The following is a 20,751-nucleotide window of genomic DNA, read 5'->3' on the forward strand; positions in this document are numbered from 1 at the left end:
AGTCCACCGGACTGTTCTCGTCGCTGCGGAACTCGCTCGGTCGGAACACCCGCCGTCTCCTCTGCGCTCTTCCATGTTTGACTGTTGGTGCCAATCCGTCAACAAGGGTGAGCGTCCCCATCAGGGTTGCGCTATGATGGGCGATACTGTTTTCACCCCTCCTCGTCTTGCGGAAAGGAACGTCTTCCGTGCGCAACGTGTTGAAGATCCTGCGACGCGACCTGCTGCGCCTCGTTCGCACCCCGGCGGCCCTCGTGGTGGTCGTGGCCCTGCTCGTCCTGCCCTCGGTGTACACCTGGTACAACGTCATCGGCTTCTGGAACCCCTACGACAACACCGGCAACCTCACGGTCTGCGTGGTGAACCAGGACGCGGGGGGCTCCTCAGATCTGACGGGCGAGATGAACGTGGGCGACAAGATCGTCGATCAGCTGCACGAGAACACGCAGCTGAAATGGGAGTTCACCGACTACGACAGCGCCATGGACCAGGTGCGCTCGGGCGAGGCCTACGCCGCCTTCGTCATTCCCGAGCATTTCACCGCCGATCTGCTCACCCTGACCACGGGCGACTTCACCCAGCCGAAGCTGGAGTACTTCGTGAACGAGAAGGCCGGCCCGGTGGCGCCGAAGATCACCGACACGGGCGCCTCCACGTTGGACGAGACCATCAACGCCACCTTCGTCTCCACGGTGACCGACGTGGCGGTGGGTGCCATCGACGAGGCCATCGACGATTCCCGCGCCTCCACGGCCGAGACCCGGTCGGAGGCGGCGGGGCACGTGTCGGCCGCGGTGGATGCTGTGGGCCAGGCCCGGGCCACGCTCGCCGAGATCGGCTCGGCGGCCGATGGGGCCCAGGAGAAGTCCGCTGCGGCCCGAGATGCCCTCGACCGGGCCCGCGAGGGCATCGAGTCTGCCTCGGGCACCCTGACCGAGATGGAGCAGACGGCCCAGGGCCTCCAGAAGACCCTGGACGATTTCTCCGCCTTCGCCCTGCCCGCCTTCAGCAAGAGTCTCTCGGCGGCCACGACGGCCACGGCCCGCGCCCATGACGCGGCGAGCGGTCTGGCCGCCTCTATCGGTGCGGCCGAGGGGAACATCCAGGCGGCCCTCGCCCAGGGCAACGCCGCCGTGGAGGAGAGCCGGGCCCTGGCCGCTTCGGTCCGGCAAGCCGCCGAGGCCCTCGGAGACGGCCCTGAGAAGGAGGGGCTTCTGGCCCTGGCCGATGCCCTCGACGAGCGCAGCGCCGCCGCGGCCGACACCCTGGCCTCCCTGGACGATCTCTCCCAGCGCGCCGAGGGCGCCGCTTCTGCCCTCACCGGGGCCACGGGCTCCCTCGATACGGCCGTGCAGGGGGCCACCGACAGCCTGGGCGCCTACGCCACGGGCCTGTTCGGCACGACGCTGCCCGCCGTGAACGACGCCCTGGACGCCCTCGTGGAAACGGCGGCCGCCCTGCGGGGCGCCTTGGCCGACCAGCAGCTGCTCATAGACCAGACCGGGCTCGTGGTGGACCAGCTGGACGCCACCATGGACACGGCCCGGGCCACGGTGGACCAGACCGACAAGCTGTTCGCGGGGCTCGAGTCGGAGCTCGGGCTCGTCTACGGCGACCTGTCCGCCGTCGGCGCCTCCGATGCCCTCGCGCGCCTGGTGGGGGAGGAGGGCCTCGATGCCGGCAAGATCGCCAGCTTCATGGCCTCGCCCACCGAGGTGGTCACCGAGTCGCTGTACCCCCTGAACGCCTACGGCAGCGCCATGGCGCCGCTGTTCATGAACCTCACTTTCTGGATCGGCGCCTTCATGCTGCTCGTCATCATGCGTCAGGAGGCCGACGGCGGGGGCATCGAGAACCTCACCTTGGCCCAGCGCTACTGGGGCCGCTTCCTGCTGCTGGCGGCCATGGCCGTGCTCCAGGCGGTCATCTGCTGCGCCGGCGTCCTCGTCATCGGCGTGCAGGCCGCCAGCGTGGCGGCCCTCTTCGCGGCGGCCGTCTGCGCCTCGCTGGCCTACCTCGCCATCATCTACGCCCTGTCGGTCACCCTCCAGCACATCGGGAAGGGTATCTGCATCATCCTCGTGTTCGCCCAGATCCCCGGGGCCACGGGCCTGTATCCCATCGAGATGACCTCCGGCTTCTTCCAGGCCATCTACCCGGCCTTCCCCTTCACCTACGGCATCGGGGCCCTGCGGGAGGCCATCTGCGGCTTCTACGGCAGCCAGTACGCCAGTGATCTGGCGGTGCTCGGGCTGTTCTTCGTGGCGGCCACGGCCACGGGGCTTCTGGTGCGGCCGCTCATGGCCAATGTGAACCGCATGGTGGCCCGTCAGGTGAGGGACGGCGGCCTGTTCAACGGCGAGGACACCGACATCCCCGTGCGGCCCTACCGCATCTCTCAGATCCTGCGGGCCCTGGCCGACAAGGGCGCCTACGGGCGCGCCATCGCCGTCCGCTACGAGCGCTTCGCCCGCTGGTACCCCCGCATCATGCAGGGGGCCCTCATCGCCGGGGTGGCGGTGCCCGTGGTCCTGGCCGTGGTGTTCGCCCTCACGCCGGCCGAGAAGGTGTGGCTGCTCACGGCATGGCTCATCTGGGTCATCGTCATCTTCGTGGCGCTGATCGTGGTGGAGAGCCTCCGGTTCAGCTTCGAGCGCCAGATGCAGCTGGAGACCCTCTCCGACGAGAGCCTGCTGGACCTCTACAGCGCCACGGCCACGGTGGATCGGGCCGCCGCCCGGGCTGCCACGGCGGCTGCGGCGCGGTCGGGCAGCTCGCCGGCGACGGTTGCGCCGCGGTCGGCCGAGGGATCCGCGACGGTTGCGGAAGGGTCGTCGGAGGCGGACGGTGCCCCCGCGGACGGAGGCGCGGCCGCACCGCCGGACGACGGGGCCGCGAAGGGGGGTGAGGGCCGTGGATAACATGCGGCGCATCGCCCGGGCCGACCTGCGGCGGCTGGGGGCCAACGTCATGTCCATCATCATCGCCGTCGGGCTCGTCATCGTGCCGTCGCTCTTCGCCTGGTACAACATCATCGCCTGCTGGAACGTCTTCGACAACACGGGCAACCTCACCGTGGCCGTGGCCAACACCGACGAGGGCTACAAGAGCGATCTGGTGCCCTTGCGGATAAACGTGGGGGACCAGGTGGTCAGCGCTCTGCGGGCCAACGACCAGATCGACTGGGTGTTCACCGACGAGGAGGATGCCATCGACGGGGCGCGCTCGGGCCGCTACTACGCCGCCGTGGTCATCCCGCCGAGCTTCAGCCGTGACATGCTCACCTTCTACACCGCCGACGCCCAGCACGCCGACATCGTGTACTACACCAACGAGAAGAAGAGCGCCATCGCCCCGAAGATCACCGATAAGGGCGCCGACTCGGTGTCCTATCAGATCAACGCCGTGTTCGCCGAGACCCTCTCGGAGGTGTCCCTGTCCCTGGCGGAGTCGGTGTCCACCTTCGCCGATTCGGAGGATTGGGACGGCCGCATCGCCGCGCTGTCCGGCCACGTGCGCTCCATGGCCGATGCCGTGGACGACACCGCCCAGGTGCTGTCCCTCTACCGTTCCCTGGCCGAGGCCTGCCAGCGCCTCGCCGACGACTCGGCGGCCCTGGCCCAGAAGGCCACGGGCACCCTGGACGGCACCTTGGACGCGGCCACGGGCCGCTCCGACGCCATTCCCGCCACGGTGGACGCCCTGCGGGATTCCGCCGCGGGCCTCTCGGAGGCCCTGGACGAGAGCGCGGCGGGCTTCGGGGCCGTGGAGGAGGCCGTGGACAACCTCTTCGCCGCCGCCTCGGCCGATGTGGATGCCGTCGCCGGCGACCTGCGCGGCCACGGCGACACTCTGGATGCCCAGGCCGCTCTCTACCGCGAGGCCGCCGACCAGATGGACGCCCTGGCCGAGAAGGCGCCCGCGGAGCTGGCCGGGGGGCTTTCGGCCTTCGCCGACCGCATGAGAGCCGTGGCCGACCAGGCCGCCTCCATGGCCGCCAGTCTGCGCAGCGCCGCCGACAAGCTCCAGGCCGGCGACGAGAGCTTCCTCGCCGAGCGCGACGAGGCCCGGGCCCAGGCGGCCGCGGCCCGCGAGGCCATCCAATCCATGAAGGACGACTACGCCGCCAACGTGGCCCCCGGCCTCTCGTCTTTGGCCGAGGACGCCCGTGCCACAGCCGAGCGCATGGGCGCCGTGGCAGGGGACTTGCGCGGGGTGGGCGACGACCTGTCCGCCTCGGCCGGCTCGGCCGCCGAGGTGATGGGCCAGACCGCCGAGAAGGTGGGCGCCGTCACCGACAAGCTCGCCGGTGCCTCCGAGAAGCTGCGGGCCATGGCCGACCGGCTGGACGCGGCCCTGGCCTCGGGCGACCGCGCGACCCTCCAGGCCGTGCTCGGCGCCGATGTGGACGTGCTCTCCAAGGCCCTGGCGACGCCGGTGGCCCTCGATCGGGTGGCGGTGTTCCCCGTGGAGAACTTCGGCAGCGCCATGGCCCCGCTCTACACGACCCTGGCCCTGTTCATCGGCTCGCTGCTCATCCTCGTGGTGGTGCGCCCGAAGGTATCGGCCCGCGAGATCGACGAGGCGGGGCTGGTAGACCCCAAGCCGCGCCAGCTCTTCCTCGGGCGCTTCGCCGTCATGGGCGTCCTCTCCCTGGCCCAGACCACGGTCATGGGCCTGGGCAACTGGCTGTTCCTCGGGGTGCAGGTGGCCGAGCCGGCCCTGTTCATGATCTGCTTCTGGGGCGCCGGCCTCGTGTTCACCTTCCTCATCTACTCGCTCGTGGCCGCCTTCGCCAATCTGGGGAAGGCCATCGCCGTGCTGCTGCTCATCGTGCAGGTGACCGGCTGCGGCGGCTCCTTCCCGCTCCAGCTTCTGCCCGGCTTCATCCAGACCATCAGCCCGTGGCTGCCCGCCACCCACGTGGTGAACGCCATGCGCGCGGCCATGATGGGCCCCTACGGCAACGACTTCTGGGTGCAGATGGGAGAATTGGCCCTCTTCCTCATCCCCGCCGCCCTTCTGGGCCTCGTTCTGCGCAAGCCACTGGAAAAGTTCATGGAATGGTACGTGGAACAGGTAGAATCATCCAAGTTAGTTGGATGAGAAGGAGAGGCCCATGGCGCTAACCGACGAGCAGATCGCCGAGGAAGAGAAGTTCTTGCGGGGGTTGCCCCGGGTGAATCTGGGGGCGCTGTTCTTGGCGCCGGTGTGGGGGCCGGCCCACGGCATCTGGGCGGCGTTCCTGTTCTTCGTGGCGTGGCTGTTCGTGGACAACGTCATCTACGCCGCCGTGACCGAGCCGACGGTGCTGTCGGTGGTGCTGGCGGCGGTCATGACCGCGGCTCTCGTGGGCGCCACCGTGGTGTTCGCCATCGTGTCGCAGCCCTTGGCGGCCCATCGGGCCGAGAACCTGGGGGAGAGCCGCGAGCACTACTTGCGCCGCCAGCGGGTGTGGGCCGTGGTCTCCGTGGTAGTGGCTGTTATCGTGGTGGCCCTGGCCACCTGGTACAACCTGGAGTTCCGCCCCCTTGTGGACGCGGCCGCGGAAGCCGCCGCCCAGGCAGGAGGCGCCGCATGAGCGCGCCCGGCGGCGTGCGCGGCGCCCGGCCGGCGGCTGACGGTCGGCCCGATGGAGCGGCAAGCGGCTGTTCGCGTGCGGACGCCCCCGAAGGGGATGGCGGCGTGACGGACTGTCCCGAGCGGGAGGCTTGCGCCGCGCCCGATCCTTCTCACACGGCGGCGGTGTTCTTCGTGGGCAACCGCCTCATGTTGGACGACGGGGTGGGGCCGGCGGCCTACGACGAGATCATGGCCGCCTACGACATTCCCGACAACGTGACGCTGCTCGACGTGGGCTGCATGGCTCTGGATATGCTGTCCTACGTGGATCGCTGCGACCTCATCCTCACCGTGGACGCCGTGGACGGCACCGGGGACGCGCCCGGCACCGTCTACCGCTTCGAGCCCGAGGCCATGGCGCGCCATGCGGGGCCCGAGGCCTCGCTGCACGACCTGAAGCTCGTGGACCTCTTCGACGCTGCCACGCTCATGGGCTACGAGGCCGAGGGCTTCTGCCTCGGCATGCAGGTGGGCAATCCCTCGCCCGAGCAGTTCGCCGTGGGCCTCACCCCCGCCTGTGCGGATGCGCTGCCCCTCCTCGTGGAAACCGTCGTCGCCGAGCTTTTCCGCCGCGGCTTCCCCTTGCGGAAGAAGGGCTAGGGTGCGACTGGCTCCATCTGCGGGATCCTTGCCGGGCAAGGACGTTGCACGACCGCCCTCGCCGCAAAACCGGGGCGCACTTCTTACCCGGCAAGGGCATTCCCACTTTGACTGGCGGTTCCGTCAAGACTCCTGTCGCAAGTCCACATAGCCCAGGGCAAGACTGCTCTCTGAGAATTGGAAGCCGTGGCCGTTGAGGCTTAGCAGCAGGTGGCTGGTCTCGCTCTTGGGAACGATCCACGCGAAGTGCACCTCGGCCGTCTCCCCGGGTCCCAGATTGCGAATATGGTTCGGCTGGTCGGGATTGTCGGACGGATTCGCGCCGTCCACGTCGAAGTAGTCGGTTCTTCCCATGGACAGGATGGCGATGCTCTCGGCATAGTCGGCACCCGTGACGGCCTCCTCGGGCCGCATGACAGTCCAGCCGGTGTCACTCTCCATGGCACTCAGCAGGGCGGCGTTGAAGACGAAATCGTCCAAGACGGCGCTAGAGGTGTTGGTGTATTCCACTGTCACGCTCACGAGGGATACGGGAATGGTGCGGCGTTCCAGCTCTTCGTGTAGGCTGCTCTCGCCGTCGCCCCAGCGCGTGAAGATCACGGTGTCCGGGCCGAGAGTTCCCTCGTCTCCGACAAGCTCCATCCAGTCGTCGGGAATCAGTTCGGGACAGGCGAGCGATGAGAGGTTGTCGGCCGTATCCACGGAGGTCACCCTGGCCGTCAGAATCGGTGGTGCATTGTCGGGAACGAGGTCCGTAAGGCCTATGGTGCCGTTGGACAGTGTCACCGTCTCGCCGATGCGATGGAGGTTTCCCATCTGCTCGGCGGTCGCGTGCATGCCGGTTTCGGGATCGTATTCGTCGTTCGGCTCGTCCGGCCTAAGGTAGTCGCTCCAGAGCCAGAGGGTGTCGGAGGGCACGGGGCCGGCCGCTGTCAGGCTAATCCCCTCTGCTACGCGCAGCATTTCATCGCGGAAGGGCTCGCGGGCTGTAACGACCACCATGCGGTTCTCGGCCTCGAAGGGAACGATCAGCTGCAGAAGCCCCTCGCTTTCGGCGGTGGCGCGCGTGGTGACGAGCAGCGCCTCGCGGTCGTTCACGGTTACCGGCTCGCTTTCGGTCGCGAAGGAAAGGGGAAGGGCCTCGTTGGTGTCGCGGTAGAGCGTGTACACCGAGAGGAACTCCATGAAGTCGCTGGAGAAGAACTGGATCGACGGGGCCGCATCGAGGGAGGCCTCAGATCCGATGGCGTCTTTGGCTGAAAGACCGGCCGGCTTGTAGGCGAGGTTGGTGTAGTAGCCTTCGACGGTATCGGGGATCGCCTCCGAGGCGGTATTGTCGAGCGACACGCCGATCATGACCTGGTGGGGAGCTGACCAACGGAGGTCGATGAGTCCGAGCCGGTCGGCGCCGTAGGCGGTGCCGGCCACCGCCAGTGCGATGGTCGCGGCGATGGCGACGCCGCGCAGCCAGGGATGTCGCGGGCGCCCGCTCGGGTGAGATGGAGAGGGGGAATGCGGGGGGAATGGGCCGCGCCGGGCTGCGGCGTCCGCGGCGGTTGCGGCGCGGTGCGCGGTGGTCTCGCCCGCGGTTGCGGAGGGGCGGGGGCTGGTCGCGCCTGTGGCTGGGTCTGCGGCACAGGGGGTGACCTGTGCGCCCTCCTCGGTTGCGTCCGCCGAAGAACGGACGGCGGCGAAGGCTGCATCGAGGCTATGGTGGGCCGCAGGGCTGGCGGGGGTGCCGCGGAGAACGGCGGCGATGGAAGCGTCGAGGCTGTCTCTCATGGCGGGGCTCCTCACGGGGATGGTGGGGTGGAACGGACGGGGGCGGAACCGTCATGCGAGGGTGCTCGCGGCCGGGCACCGCCGGGAAGAGGTCGCCGTGGCGCGGAAGGGGCTTCCGCCGCGCCCCTTGGCTCGTTGCCGGCGAGGATCTCGGCAATGCGTTTCCGACCGCGGGAGAGGCGCTGGCGCGCGGCCGCCTCGGAGATGCCCAGCAGTCTGGCAATATCGCGCACGGAGTAGCCTTCGCCGTAGAACAGGGCGATGGCGGGGGCATTGGCGGTGCCGGCCGCAATGACGAGGTTGCGGAAGGCGTCGGCGTCCTCGAAGGCTGTGGCTGCTCCCCGGTTTCCGCAATCCTCCAAAAGGCGCTCGGGCACCTCGTCGAGGGAGGCGGCGGGACGCCGCTTGCGGGTGATCTGGCGGCAGCAGTTGATGCAGATGCGCAGAAGCCAGGTCTTGAAGTAGCTCGGCTGCTTCAGGCTGCCCAGATGACGCCATGCGGCCACGACGGTTTCCTGGATCGCATCGGCCACATCGGCCTCGCGGCCCTCCAGGCAGCTGGCGGCCATGCGGTAGAGCGAGTCGGCGCACGGCCGCACGAGGGCCTCGAAGGCATCGGCGTCGCCGCCCTGGGCTGCGCGCACGAGGCGGCGCAGACGCGGCATATCAGAGTGTTCGCTGGTCACGGCGCGGCCTTTCTCTTGCAGAAGTATTGGTCGGCCCTTTAGATGCGCCGGCGATCGGAAAGGTGACGCGAGGACGGGAATTTTTCGGAAGGGGCTAGCTCCACTGGCCGCGGGTGGGGCAGAGGTCGCCGACGATGCAGTCGGCGCAGCGGGGGTTGCGGGCGCGGCAGAACTCGCGGCCGAAGTGCACCCACTGGTGGTTGATGAACAGCCACTGGTCGCGGGGGTACACCTTCAGCAGAATGTCCTCCACCTTCTGGGGCGTGTCGGCCGAGGGGCCGGCCAGCTTCAGGCGGTGGGCGATGCGGAAGACGTGGGTGTCCACGGCGATGCCCTGGGGGTCTTTGAAGGCCTCGCACATGACGCAGTTCGCGGTCTTGCGGCCCACGCCGGGCAGCTTCTGGAGGGCGTCCACGTCGGCGGGAATCTCGCCGCCGAAGTCGGCCATGACGGTTTGGGCCAGGGCCACGAGGTTCTTCGCCTTGCTGCGGAAGAACCCCAGGGAGTGGATGATCTCGGCGATGGCGGCCGGGTCGGCGGCGGCCATGGCGGCCGGCGTGGGGTAGGCGGCGAACAGCGCCGGGGTGGTCTTGTTCACGGCGGCGTCGGTGCACTGGGCCGACAGCACCACGGCCACGGTCAGCTCGAAGGGGGTGGTGTAGTCGAGCGATGCCTTGCCGGGGCCGTAGTGGGCGAACATGCGCTCCTCGACGGCTGCCGCCCGTTCCCGCTTGCTCGCCAGAGATTCCCGTGCCATGGCCGCTCCTTATCGCTGCTTACCGCATCGTTACCGTTGGGGATTCCCCGCGGATTCCCGTTTCCGTTATGAAGTACACTGTAGCAAACCGCGGCCGCCTTGTTGGGCGGCTTTTCGGGTTTCCACGAACGACCGCTCCTGCGGCCCCGCGCTTTCCCGGCGACGGGCCCGCAACCGACGAAAAGAGACCGCTGTGCTCATTGACGCGCTTGCCTTCACCTTGGAGAAATCGGGCTGCCTGGAGGCTTTCTGGGGAAAGCTGGACCATGGTGCCGACGCCACGCTGGGCGTGGCCGCCTCGGCCCGGCCCTTCCTCGTGGCGGCGCGGTTCGCCCACGGGCCCCAGGCCACGCTCGTGGTGGTGGCCGGGGAAGACGCCGCCGTGGCCTTCGCCCGCCAGGTGGCGGCCTACGTGGGGGAGGAGCGGGTACTGCGCTTCCCCGAACGGCCCGATGCGCCCTTCGCGCCGAAGAGGCCCGACGCCCGGGTGGTCGCCCGGCGCATGGAGGCCGCCTGGGCCCTGCAATCGGGCCGCGAGGTCATCGTGGTGGCGAGCGCCCGGGCGCTCCTGCGCCTGCTGCCGCCCGTGGCCGAGATGGCGGCCCGACCGCTGGCCCTGCGCGCCGGCACGGAATTGGATACCATGGGCGTTCCCGGCGTGACTGAATTGGACGACCTGCCCCGCGCCCTGGCGGCGGCCGGCTACGTGGATACGGGCGAGCTGGACGGCCCGGGCACCTTCGCCCATCGCGGGGGCACCCTGGACGTGTTCCCCGGCAACCTCGATTTCCCCGTGAGACTGGACTTCTTCGGCGACGAGCTGGACGAGATCCGCCGTATCGTGCCGGCCACGGGCCAGACCATCGCCTCGCTGCCCGCTGTGGACATCTATCCCGTGTCTGAGTTTCCCACGTCGCCCCGGGCCCTGGCCGCGGCCCGCCGGGCCCTGGAGAAGCCGGCGCTCACGAACCCGGCCCTGCGCGAGGTGCTGGAGAAGTTGGAGGGCGGCCTCGTGTTCGAGGGATCCGATGTGATTCTGCCCTATCTGTACAAGGAGCCGGTGACCCTGGGGGCCTATGCCGGGGCGGGCACTATGACGGCCCTCATTGAGCCGCGCTCGCTCTTCGACGACGCCTCCCACGGCGCCGATGACCTGGCCGAGCGGGCCCGGGGCACCAACATCGCCCTTTCCGGTTTGTACGCGGCACCGGCGGAGATGGACTTCGGCGGTGCGGTGCGGGCCACCTACGTGTCCATCATGCGCGTGGGCGGCGAGCTGGACGACGAGCTGCCCGTGAAGCGCGTGGACGTGGCCGGGGTGCCCGACAAGATCTTCGGGAAGATGAAGAGCCTCACCACCGACCGCTACACCGTGGTGTTCAGCTCGCCGAACTACCGCGCCCGCGAGGCCATGCGCCACGCTTTCGTGGACCATGGCATTCCCATCCAAGTCGTGCAGCCGGAAAATCTCGATTCCGTCGTTGCTGACGCAACGACGGACGGGTCGACGCTGCGGGGTTCTGATGCATCTGATAAACACCCTTGTGCAGGACGCGGCGTTGGCCAAAGCCAACTTGGTCCTGCGGCGGGCGTTTCTCAGATACCTCAGAACCCCTCGCTGACGTCGCCTGACCAGCGGCCCGATGAAAGCGATTATGAGGAAAAGGCGGCCAAGCGCCGGCTGCGCCGGGGGGTGGTGAACATCGTGGACAACGACATTCCCCTCGGCATGATCATTCCCAAGGCGCATTTGGCCCTCGTGAGCGCCGCGGACACCCAGGGGTCGCGGGCCGCGAGCCGGGCGGCGCGGGTGTCGGTGGACGTCACCGAGGTCACCTTCCCCTTCAAGCCGGGCGACTACGTGGTGCACGCCGCCCATGGCATCGCGTTCTTCCGCGACCTGGTGCGTCGCGAGGTGGACGGCACCGAGCGCGACTACCTGCAACTGGAATACGCCGAGGGCGACAAGCTGTTCGTGCCCGTGGAGCAGCTGGACCGCGTGACGCGCTACGTGGGGCCGGAAGGGGCGAGCCCGCGGCTCACGCGCCTGAACACGAGCGACTGGTCCCGGGCACTCGCGAAGGCACGCAAGGCCACCAAGAAGCTCGCCTTCGATCTGGTAGACGTGTACGCCCGCCGCGCCGCCACCCAGGGCTTCCGCTTCAGCCCCGATACCCCCTGGCAGCGCGAGATGGAGGAGGCCTTCCCCTATCAGGAGACGCGCGACCAGCTGGCCGCCATCGCCGACGTGAAGGCCGACATGGAATCGGCCCGGCCCATGGACCGCCTCATCTGCGGAGACGTGGGCTTCGGCAAGACCGAGGTGGCGCTGCGCGCCGCATTCAAGGCCACCCAGGACGCCAAGCAGGTGATGGTGCTGTGCCCCACCACCATTCTGGCTCAGCAGCACTACACCTCCTTCAAGGACCGCTTCGACCCCTTCGGCGTGAAGGTGGAGGTGCTCTCGCGCTTCCGTAGCGCCGAGCAGCAGGCGGCCGCCCTGGAGGGCTTCGCCTCCGGCGACGTGCAGGTGCTCGTGGGCACCCACCGGCTGCTCTCCCGCGACGTGAACCCCCACGACCTGGGCCTGGTGATCATCGACGAGGAGCAGCGCTTCGGCGTGCAGCATAAGGAGCAGATGAAGAACTTGCGCGAGTCCATCGACGTGCTCACGCTGTCGGCCACGCCCATTCCCCGCACCATGCAGATGTCGCTGTCGGGGGTGCGCGACATGTCGCTCATCCTGACGCCGCCCGACGAGCGGCGCCCCGTGGAGGTGCACGTGGGGGAGTGGGATCCCGATGTGGTGTCGGCCGCCATCCGCTACGAGCTGGCCCGGGGCGGCCAGGTGTACTACGTGAGCAATCGCGTGCGCTCCATCGACGAGGCCGTGGACCGGGTGCACGCCGCCGCCGGCGAGGCGCGGGTGGGGGTGGCCCACGGGCAGATGACCAAGGAGGAGCTGGAGCGCGTGATGGAAGAGTTCGCGGCCGGCGAGCTGGACGTGCTCGTGGCCACCACCATCATCGAGAGCGGCATCGACAACCCGCACACCAACACGCTCATCATCGAGGACGCCCAGCGGCTCGGCCTCGCCCAGATGTACCAGCTGAAGGGCCGCGTGGGCCGCTCGTCGGCCCAGGCCTACGCCTACTTCATGTTCCCCGAGAACGTTCCCTTGACTGAGGAGGCCGCCGCGCGCCTGACGGCCTTGAGCGAGCACCAGGACCTGGGCAGCGGCATGCGCATCGCCATGCGCGACCTGGAGATCCGCGGCGCCGGATCTATGCTGGGGGCCGAGCAGTCGGGCAACATGTCGGCCGTGGGCTTCGATCTGTTCGCTCAGATGCTCTCCCAGGCCGTGAACGACACGCGGGAACGCGGCGAGGCCTCAGGCGAGCTGCCGCCGGCCCTGTCGGACATCACGGTGAACATCCCGGGCCACGCCTACCTGCCCGAGGAGTACATTCCCGATGCCGACGCGCGGGTGCTGTGGTACCGCAAGCTGGCCGCGGCGGCCACGGTGGATGCGGTGGCGGCCCTGCGGGAGGAGATGGAGGCGAAGGCCCCCGAGATGCCCCCGGCCGCGGCGAACCTGTTCGAGCGGGCGCGGCTGAAGGCCTTCGCCAACGAGCGCGGCATCAAGCTGATCTCGGTGGTGGCCGGGCGTTTGGTGGTGGAGCCCATCGACATTCCCGCCGACAAGATGAAGGGGTTGCGCCGCGCCGCGGCCCGCTACAACCCCGACAAGCGCAAACTCGCCCTGCCCCTGCGCTACTTCGGCCTGGAAGAGCAGGACAACCTCATGGGTCCCATTGCGGGCTTTCTGGCGGACGTGACCGGCGACGAGAGCGCCGAGGAGCCGCTGGACGAACGGGCCGCCGAGAAGGCGGACGGGAGTGCGGTGGGAGCTGCGGCGCCGGCCGAGGGGGCTGCGGGACGGCCCGGCACGACGAAGGCGGCGAATGCGGGACGGTCGGGCACGGCGGGAGCGACGGCTGCGGAGCGGTCGCGGGGCGCGGGCTCCGCGGTCGCGGGACGGTCGCAGGCTTCCGGCGCCGCCGGGCGTGCGGGTACCGCGGTACAGTCGGGGCGCGGCACGGGCGGCAAGCTGACGGCGCGCGGGGAGCGCCGGGCCGCGACTCAGGCCCGGGGCGAGGCGGCCCGCGACCGCTTGGCGGCCAAACGGGCGGCCCGGGCGAAGAAGCGGGACGAGTAGCAGGAGCGGCCGTCCCTGCGGGCGAGCCGTCACGCGACGAGATGGGGCGGTTTGCCACGGCCATCGGACACGCGCTGGGCTGCATGGCGCCTGACGTGGCACGGCGGCGTTCGGCAGACTGTGAGAGACAAAGGGTGAGAGAGGACGATTATGGGAACGAGCCATTTCTGGCGGGGCGTGGCCTGCACGCTGGGCGGGGCCACGCTGTGGGGTTTCTCGGGGGCCTGCATCCAGTTTCTGGGGGAGAGCTACGCCATCACCTCGTCGTTCATCTCCTTCGTGCGGGCCGCCGTGGCGGCGGTGCTGTTCATCGCCGTGGTGCTGGTCACCCGCCGCGAGGCCCTGCTGTCGCTGCTCGGTGCCCGGGCGGCCTGCGGGCCTCTGCTGCTGTTCGGCGTGGGGCTCTACCTCAGTCAGATCACCTACGCCATCTCCATCGAGTACACCAACGCCGGCACGGCCACGGTGCTCCAGGCCACCTGCACGGTGTTCGTCATGCTGTTCACCTGCCTGAAGCTGCGTAGGGCGCCCCGACTGCCCGATCTCATCGGCCTGGTGTGCGCCCTGGCCGCCGCAACGCTCATCGCCACCCAGGGTGACTGGGGCGTCATCGTGCTGCCCGTGGCAGGCCTGGCCTGGGGCATCGGCAACGCCCTGTCCGAGACCCTCTACATCATGGCGCCCCAAAGACTGTACAGCCGGTGGGACCGGGTCACCATCATCAGCTGCGGCATGGTCATCAGCGGCATCGCGGCGGCCCTCGTGTGGGTGGTCCAGGCCGCGGGCGGCGGCGCAGGCTCTTCTCTCGTTCCGGCCTTGGACGCCGTCGGTTGGCTCGCTCTGATCGGGGGCGTGGGGTTGCTCGGCACCTTCGCCGCCTTCGGCCTGTTCCTCTACGGCGTGTCCCTCGTCGGCTCCGTGAAGGGCAGCCTCCTGGGCGTGGCCGAGCCGGCCGGCGCCATGATCATCGCCGCGCTGTGGCTCGGCACGGCGTTCTCGGGGGCCGATTGGCTCGGCCTCATTCTCATGGCCGCTATGATCGCCCTCGTGTCCCTCTCGGGCGCGAAGGGGGAGCAGGTTTCGGAAGCGGCTGCCCCGCCGGTATCGTAGGGGAGTGACGGTCCGACCGCCACGGGTTCTCGTTTGGAAACGAAGGGACGCTCTGCCTGCGGGGTGCGCGGCCCGAGCGCTATGATGGGCTTCCCATGCAGGAAAGGAGCCTGTCCATGAAGAAGTTGCCGCCCCTTGAGAAAGTGTACGAGGCCTACAGCGTGCTGGCCGACGAGCGGTTCGATCTCGCGCCCCACCGACTGACCGTGCGTTCGTCGGACGGATCGAAGGAGTACACGGTGACGTGGGACGACGACGGCCATTACCGATCCAACGACAGCGCCACCTACTGGCAGGGCTACGCCGGCTACCCGGTCATCGCGGCTCTGCTGCTGCAGGGGCGCCTGCCCTTGGACGAAGAGGTGGCCAGCTGGTTCGCCGACATTCCCTGGAAGGCGCTCAATGACGCCCATAAGTGCGATTACGCGGCTGCGGCGGCCGAGGCCTTCGACCGGGAGGGGCTTAATATGAGCCAGCGGCTGCGAGCCGAGGCCACGGCCGACGAGGCCCTGGCGATCCTGGCTGACCTGCCCATCACCGTGGGCCGTCTGTCCGAGCCTGTGCGGAAATTGGGGTAGGGAAGGTCGCGGGCGAGGGTCGTGCTATACTGGTCGGCGATTACATCGACCCCGTATACGACTGAATTCCGAGGAGTTCCATGACCACCACCGACAAGCCCGTGCGCGTTCGCTTCGCGCCGTCTCCCACCGGCAAGCTGCACATCGGCGGCGCCCGCACTGCCATTTACAACTGGGCCTTCGCCCGCGCCACCGGGGGCACCTTCATCCTGCGCATCGAGGATACCGACCCGGAGCGCTCCACCGAGGAGAACACCCAGATCATCCTGCGGGCCATGGACTGGCTCGGCCTGACCTGGGACGAGGGTCCCGAGGTGGGCGGCCCGTGCGGCCCCTACTTCCAGACCCAGCGCACCGACACCTACGAGGCGGCGCTTGAGAAGCTCATCGAGGCCGGGGCCGCCTACCCCTGCTTCTGCTCGAAGGAGACGCTCGATGCCAAGCGGGCCGAGGCGGAGAAGACCGAGGGCGGCTACGGCGGCTACGACCGCACCTGCCGCGCCATCCCGCGCGAGGAGGCCGCCTCGCGCATCGCCGCCGGCGAGCCCCATGTGTGGCGCCTCGCCGTGCCCGAGAACCACGGGCCCGTGCAGTTCGCCGACGCCGTCTACGGGGACATGAGCTTCCCCATCGACGTCATGGATGACATGATCCTGCGCCGCACCGACGGCACCTTCACCTACAACTTCGCCGTGGTCTGCGACGACGTGAACATGGGTATCACCCACGTCATCCGCGGCGACGACCACCTGTCCAACACCCCGCGCCAGGTGCTCATCTACGAGGCTTTGGGCGCCGAGGTGCCGCTGTTCGCGCACCTCTCCATGATCCTGGGGGCCGACGGCAAGAAGCTGTCCAAGCGCCACGGGGCCACCAACGTGGAGGAGTACCGCGACCGGGGCTACCTGCCCGAGGCGCTCGTGAACTTCCTCGCCCTGCTCGGCTGGTCGCTTGACGGCGAGACCACCATCATCCCTCCGGCGGAGCTCTGCCGCACGTTCTCGCTCGACCGTATCACCAAGAAGCACTCCATCTTCGACGAGAAGAAGCTCGACTGGATGGACGGCGTCTACATCCGCGAGATGGGCGCCGCCGCCTGGCGCGAGGCGGCCAAGCCGTGGCTCGCCCAGACCAATCTGGACGGGTCGAACGTGGCCGACGGCATCACCGAGGTGCCCACGCCCACCAAGGAGGAGGCGGCTGCGGCCGCGGCCGTGACCCGCGTGCCCGGCGAGGGCGTGGACGCCGACACGTGGCAGGCCTGCCTGGCCGACGTGGACGACGACCCCGAGTTCTACGAGGCCATGTACCCGCTCGTGGCCGAGCGCCTGGCGCGCCTGGACGAGATTCCCGCCAAGCTGGCCTTCCTGTTCTGGGGCGACTCGGTGGTGCTCGACGAGAAGAGCGTGCAGAAGGTGCTGCTGAAGGAAGGGGCCCGCGCCGACGAGGCCCTGGCCATCTGCCGCGCCATCCTGACTGACGACGACAACCCCTGGGACGCTGAGGCCTTAGAGGAGCTCTGCCGCGCCGCCGGCGAGGAAGCGGGACTCAAGCCGAAGCTTCTGTTCCAGCCGTTGCGCGTGGCCATCTGCGGCAACATGGTGTCGCCGCCCTTGTTCGAGGCCATGATGCTCATGGATCCCGCCGACGTGGTGGCCCGCATCGATGCGGTGGTCGCCCACGTCTTCAAGTAGAAAGGCCTTCCCATGGACGAGAAGAACCCCGAGATCTCCCCGGCGCCCGAGGCCGAGCCCGAGCCCGTGGCGGCTGCGCCTGAGGCTGCCGCGCCCAACGCTGCGGCACCCGAAGCGGCTCCGACGGTCGCGCCCGAGCCCGAGGTGACGACCCCTGTGGCCGAGCCCGCGGCCGTGACGGAGCCCGAGCCGACTGCCGCTGCCGCACCGGTGACGGCCGAGGCCGAAGCCGCTCCCGCGGCTCCGGCTCCCGCGCAGCCGGCGGCGCCCGACGTGTCGAACCCCTTCGCCGCCCATCGTCCCGCCGCGCCGGGGCCGGCGCCCGAGGCCGTTGCCGCTGCGTCGGCCCCGGCTCCCGAGCCGACCGCGCCCTATGCGGTGGGCATTCCGGCCCAGCCCGCTGCCCAGCCCTACGCGCAGCCCTACGGCCAGGCCGTCCCGACGCCCGCCGTTGCGGCTCCCGCACCCGGCTACAGCGCCTATGAGCGGGCCTACGGGGCCGCCGCCGGGCAGCCGTCCCATGGCGCAGCGGCCCCGCAGCCCTATGGCGCCGTGCCCCAGCAGCCCTACGGGGCCGTGCCGCCGACGCCGCCGGTTCCCCCGGCGCCGGTGTACGGCTACGAGCCGCCGGCTTCAGGCGGCCAGAAGCGCCGCTGGCCCTGGTTCCTCTTGGGCCTTGCCGTGGGCCTCGTCATCGGCTTGGGCGGTTGCGTGAGCTGCGTGGGGCTCACCGTGGCCGGCTACGAGAGCGTGAACGACTACGTCTACGACGATTACGGCTACGACTACGATTACGACGATCCCTACCACAACTGGCCGCCGGAGGGCGACTACTACACGCCCGAGGACAGTGACACCGACGGTGCCACCACCATGGCCCTCAGCTACGAGGAGGTGACCAGCCTCCTGGAGACCGAGGGCTTCGAGGCCGGTACCCCCGCGGCCGACGGCACCTGCCCCAAGGGCTACTACACCGTGGGTCCCGAGGGCGCCATTCCGGCCGGCCTCTACGCCCTGGAGGGCGGCGACCTCCTGAGCCATTACTACGTCTTCGATGGCGATAGCGCCACGGGCAAAGGCAACGCCTATGACCTTGATGACAGCGTGCAGTACCTGGGCAACTACTTCGTCGAGCTCGACGAGGGCGACCTCATCGCCTTCGAGCCCGGCGTGGAAGGGGCCGTCATGAAGCCGGCGCCGTCCACCTCCGTCAACCCGACGGTGCCCTACGGCAACGGCTGCTACCGCGTGGGCATCGATATCCCCGCAGGTACCTACACCATCACGGCGGCCCCCGTGGACGACCCCGAGGTCACCGACGAGTGCGCCGCCTACGTCATGGACGACCTCGACTTCGACGACGACTCCGTGGTGGACACCCAGTACATCATCCCCGGCGGCAAGCAGACCGTCACCGTGGTCGACGGCCAGTACCTGGAGCTCTTCGCCGCCACGGCCACGCCGGTCCTGGAGAACTAGGCCGGTTCTATATAGGCACGATTATCGAAGCGCTTCCGCCCCGGCTGGAGCGCTTCTTGCAAGAAGGGAGGGCCCCATGCCCCCGCTGTCCGATTACCCCACCCTGGACGAGCTGAACGACTTCTTCGGCCACGACCGCTTCGCCGAGCACGTGGGCTGCCGCATCGTGGAGGGCTCGGTGGGCCACGGCGTGGCGGAGCTGGACATCCAGGACCACCACCGCAACGCGCTCGGCAACGTCATGGGCGGGGCCATCTTCACCCTGGCCGACTTCGCCCTGGCCCTGGCCAGCAACATCGGCGTGGCTCCGAGCGTGTCGGTTTCGAGCGCCATCGACTACATGTCCGCCTCGCGGGGCACTCGGCTCATTGCCACCTGCAACGTGGACAAGAGTGGCCGTCACCTCGGCTTCTACACCACCGACGTCACCGACGACACGGGCCGCCGCATCGCGCGGGTGACCACCACCGTCTACCGCGAAGGGGAGTAGCCGCCCGCGACAGCCGCCTCCGGCATCACGTATGAGAAGGGGCCCCATCAGGGGCCCCTTCTGCTGCAACAGTGTGAAAGCGTAGAGGGAACGTCGGGTGTTCCAACCGAGCGAGTTCCGCAGCGACGAGAACAGCCCAGTGGGCTGTTCTCCAAAGCGAGGACTGTTTGAGCGAATTGGAATACCCGGCGGTCCCGACCGAGGGGCGGTCCCGACTGGATGGTGCCCCTCGCTGCGCCCCTTACTCCAGCCCGCAGGCCTTCCGCAAATCGGCGGCGCGGTCGGTGGCCTCCCAGGTGAACTCGGGCAGCTCGCGGCCGAAGTGGCCGTAGGCGGCCGTCTTCTGGTAGATGGGGCGGCGCAGATCCAGGGCGTCGATGATGGCGCCGGGGCGCAGGTCGAACACCTCAGCCACGGCGGCCTCGATGGCGGAGGTGGGCACCTTCTCGGTGCCGAAGGTCTCCACCATGACGCTCACGGGCTTCGCCACGCCGATGGCGTAGGCGATCTGCACCTCGCAGCGGTCGGCGAGCCCCGCGGCCACCACGTTCTTGGCCACCCAACGGGCGGCGTAGGCGGCGGAGCGGTCCACCTTCGTGCAGTCCTTGCCCGAGAAGGCGCCGCCGCCGTGACGGCCCATGCCGCCGTAGGTATCCACGATGATCTTGCGGCCCGTGAGCCCTGCGTCGCCCATGGGACCGCCGATGACGAAGCGGCCGGTGGGGTTCACGTAGATCTCGCAGTCCTCGGCCATGGCCACGCCCTCGGCCTCGAAGACGGGGCGGATGACGGTCTCGATGATGGCCTCGCGCAGGGCGTCCTGCTCGATGTCCTCGGCGTGCTGGGTGGACACGACCACCTTCTCCACGGCCACCGGCGCGTCGTCCACGTAGCGCACCGACACCTGGGTCTTGCCGTCGGGGCGCAAAAAGTCCAGGGTGCCGTTCTTGCGCACCGCGGTCAGGCGCTCGGAGAGGCGGTGGGCCAGAAAGATCGGCAGGGGCATGAGGGTGCTCGTCTCGTTGCAGGCGTAGCCGAACATCATGCCCTGGTCGCCGGCGCCCACGGTCTCGTAGGGGTCAGCCGCGGCCGTATCATCGCGCTGGGCCTCGAAGGACTCGTCCACGCCCTGGGCGATGTCGGCGGACTGCTCGTGGATGGAGCTCATGACGGCGCAGGTGTTGCCATCGAAGCCGTACTTGGCGCGGTCGTAGCCGATGCCGCACACCACGTCGCGCACGATGGACTGCACGTCCACGTAGGCCTGGGTGCGAATCTCGCCGGTGACGAACACGGTGCCGGTGGTCACCAGGGTCTCGCAGGCGCAGCGCATCTTGGAAGGGTCGGCCGGGTTGCCGTCGGGGGCCACGTAGCCCTCTTCGGCCAGCGCGATCTCCTTGGCCAGGATGGCGTCCAGGATGGCATCGGAAATCTGATCGCAGATCTTGTCCGGATGGCCCTCGGTGACGGACTCGGACGTGAACAGGTAGCTGGTGCGATTCTCGCTCATGAGATTCCTTTCGTATCGCTGTTGGCCGGACCACCTTGGCGGCCGCCCGTGGGCGAGGCGCGTCAGGTTGGTGTCGGGATCGGCGAGCCAACTCTCTACCCCGACTCTGGATAACTGGGTGCGCCGCGGGCCTGTGGGCACGCACGGGCGCGATTGCCCATGGTAACGGGGAAGGGCCGCCCGCGCAAGGACGGCCGAGGCGAAGGCTACAGAAACCCTACGGA

The 20,751-nt window shown here is 69.1% G+C and carries 14 protein-coding genes; 10 read left to right on the top strand and 4 right to left on the bottom strand.

The features are described from left to right. Positions 1-188 precede the first annotated feature (188 nt). The 4 genes from ACTOXK_RS00765 to ACTOXK_RS00780 are packed head-to-tail and all read left to right on the top strand — an operon-like array spanning position 189 to position 6,222. Positions 189-2,921 carry a YhgE/Pip domain-containing protein gene (locus tag ACTOXK_RS00765; protein WP_482278275.1) on the top strand — a complete coding sequence of 911 codons (2,733 nt, stop codon included), beginning with the start codon at positions 189-191 and terminating at the stop codon, positions 2,919-2,921. A gap of 1 nt (position 2,922) precedes the next feature. Next, positions 2,923-5,106, top strand: a complete 2,184-nt coding sequence (locus ACTOXK_RS00770; RefSeq protein ID WP_482278285.1) for a YhgE/Pip domain-containing protein — start codon at positions 2,923-2,925, stop codon at positions 5,104-5,106. A 13-nt stretch (positions 5,107-5,119) separates the two neighbouring features. Continuing rightward, the gene (locus ACTOXK_RS00775; protein ID WP_482278276.1) at positions 5,120-5,581 is read left to right on the top strand and encodes a viscotoxin-A3; all 462 of its coding nucleotides are present in this window, start codon (positions 5,120-5,122) and stop codon (positions 5,579-5,581) included. Next, entirely contained in the window at positions 5,578-6,222 is a 645-nt protein-coding gene (locus tag ACTOXK_RS00780; RefSeq protein WP_482278277.1) for a hydrogenase maturation protease, read from the top strand. The genes ACTOXK_RS00775 and ACTOXK_RS00780 overlap by 4 nt, the downstream gene beginning before the upstream one ends. Positions 6,223-6,345: 123 nt before the next feature. Here ACTOXK_RS00780 and ACTOXK_RS00785 read toward each other — a convergent pair whose 3' ends face one another. The 3 genes from ACTOXK_RS00785 to nth form a co-directional block, all read right to left on the bottom strand. Next, positions 6,346-8,004: a hypothetical protein gene (locus tag ACTOXK_RS00785; protein ID WP_482279820.1), complete on the bottom strand. Its 1,659-nt coding sequence runs from the start codon at positions 8,002-8,004 to the stop codon at positions 6,346-6,348. Positions 8,005-8,015: 11 nt separating this feature from the next. Further along, complete coding sequence (locus ACTOXK_RS00790; protein WP_482278279.1) at positions 8,016-8,690, bottom strand: RNA polymerase sigma factor; 675 nt, start codon at positions 8,688-8,690, stop codon at positions 8,016-8,018. Between the two features lie 94 nt (positions 8,691-8,784). Further along, positions 8,785-9,447: an endonuclease III gene (gene nth / locus ACTOXK_RS00795; protein ID WP_482278280.1), complete on the bottom strand. Its 663-nt coding sequence runs from the start codon at positions 9,445-9,447 to the stop codon at positions 8,785-8,787. Between the two features lie 193 nt (positions 9,448-9,640). On the opposite strand from nth, the gene mfd reads away from it, so the two are divergent. The 6 genes from mfd (at position 9,641) to ACTOXK_RS00825 (ending at position 19,017) form a co-directional block, all read left to right on the top strand. Continuing rightward, entirely contained in the window at positions 9,641-13,666 is a 4,026-nt protein-coding gene (gene mfd, locus ACTOXK_RS00800) for a transcription-repair coupling factor (RefSeq protein ID WP_482279821.1), read from the top strand. A 150-nt stretch (positions 13,667-13,816) separates the two neighbouring features. Further along, on the top strand, positions 13,817-14,776 hold the full coding sequence (locus tag ACTOXK_RS00805) for a DMT family transporter (RefSeq protein ID WP_482278282.1): 960 nt from the start codon (positions 13,817-13,819) through the stop codon (positions 14,774-14,776). A 116-nt stretch (positions 14,777-14,892) separates the two neighbouring features. Next, positions 14,893-15,354 (top strand): hypothetical protein, encoded by a 462-nt coding sequence (locus ACTOXK_RS00810; protein WP_482278283.1) that lies wholly within the window; start codon positions 14,893-14,895, stop codon positions 15,352-15,354. A gap of 80 nt (positions 15,355-15,434) precedes the next feature. Further along, positions 15,435-17,048: a glutamate--tRNA ligase gene (gene gltX, locus ACTOXK_RS00815; RefSeq protein ID WP_482279822.1), complete on the top strand. Its 1,614-nt coding sequence runs from the start codon at positions 15,435-15,437 to the stop codon at positions 17,046-17,048. A 12-nt stretch (positions 17,049-17,060) separates the two neighbouring features. Then, positions 17,061-18,527: a hypothetical protein gene (locus ACTOXK_RS00820; protein ID WP_482278452.1), complete on the top strand. Its 1,467-nt coding sequence runs from the start codon at positions 17,061-17,063 to the stop codon at positions 18,525-18,527. Positions 18,528-18,603: 76 nt separating this feature from the next. Beyond that, positions 18,604-19,017 carry a PaaI family thioesterase gene (locus ACTOXK_RS00825; protein ID WP_482278451.1) on the top strand — a complete coding sequence of 138 codons (414 nt, stop codon included), beginning with the start codon at positions 18,604-18,606 and terminating at the stop codon, positions 19,015-19,017. A gap of 241 nt (positions 19,018-19,258) precedes the next feature. Here the strand turns inward: ACTOXK_RS00825 and metK are convergent, their stop codons facing one another. After that, complete coding sequence (gene metK, locus ACTOXK_RS00830; RefSeq protein ID WP_482278450.1) at positions 19,259-20,527, bottom strand: methionine adenosyltransferase; 1,269 nt, start codon at positions 20,525-20,527, stop codon at positions 19,259-19,261. Positions 20,528-20,751 lie beyond the last annotated feature (224 nt).

The sequence above is a fragment of the Adlercreutzia sp. genome (assembly GCF_056795635.1).

Coding starts and splice junctions, on each gene's coding strand:
- nth (WP_482278280.1), bottom strand. CDS start 9,447: ATGGCACGGGAATCTCTGGCGAGCAAGCGGGAACGGGCGGCAGCCGTC.
- ACTOXK_RS00825 (WP_482278451.1), top strand. CDS start 18,604: ATGCCCCCGCTGTCCGATTACCCCACCCTGGACGAGCTGAACGACTTC.
- ACTOXK_RS00805 (WP_482278282.1), top strand. CDS start 13,817: ATGGGAACGAGCCATTTCTGGCGGGGCGTGGCCTGCACGCTGGGCGGG.
- ACTOXK_RS00820 (WP_482278452.1), top strand. CDS start 17,061: ATGGACGAGAAGAACCCCGAGATCTCCCCGGCGCCCGAGGCCGAGCCC.
- ACTOXK_RS00780 (WP_482278277.1), top strand. CDS start 5,578: ATGAGCGCGCCCGGCGGCGTGCGCGGCGCCCGGCCGGCGGCTGACGGT.
- ACTOXK_RS00810 (WP_482278283.1), top strand. CDS start 14,893: ATGAAGAAGTTGCCGCCCCTTGAGAAAGTGTACGAGGCCTACAGCGTG.
- gltX (WP_482279822.1), top strand. CDS start 15,435: ATGACCACCACCGACAAGCCCGTGCGCGTTCGCTTCGCGCCGTCTCCC.
- metK (WP_482278450.1), bottom strand. CDS start 20,527: ATGAGCGAGAATCGCACCAGCTACCTGTTCACGTCCGAGTCCGTCACC.
- ACTOXK_RS00775 (WP_482278276.1), top strand. CDS start 5,120: ATGGCGCTAACCGACGAGCAGATCGCCGAGGAAGAGAAGTTCTTGCGG.
- ACTOXK_RS00770 (WP_482278285.1), top strand. CDS start 2,923: ATGCGGCGCATCGCCCGGGCCGACCTGCGGCGGCTGGGGGCCAACGTC.
- ACTOXK_RS00785 (WP_482279820.1), bottom strand. CDS start 8,004: ATGAGAGACAGCCTCGACGCTTCCATCGCCGCCGTTCTCCGCGGCACC.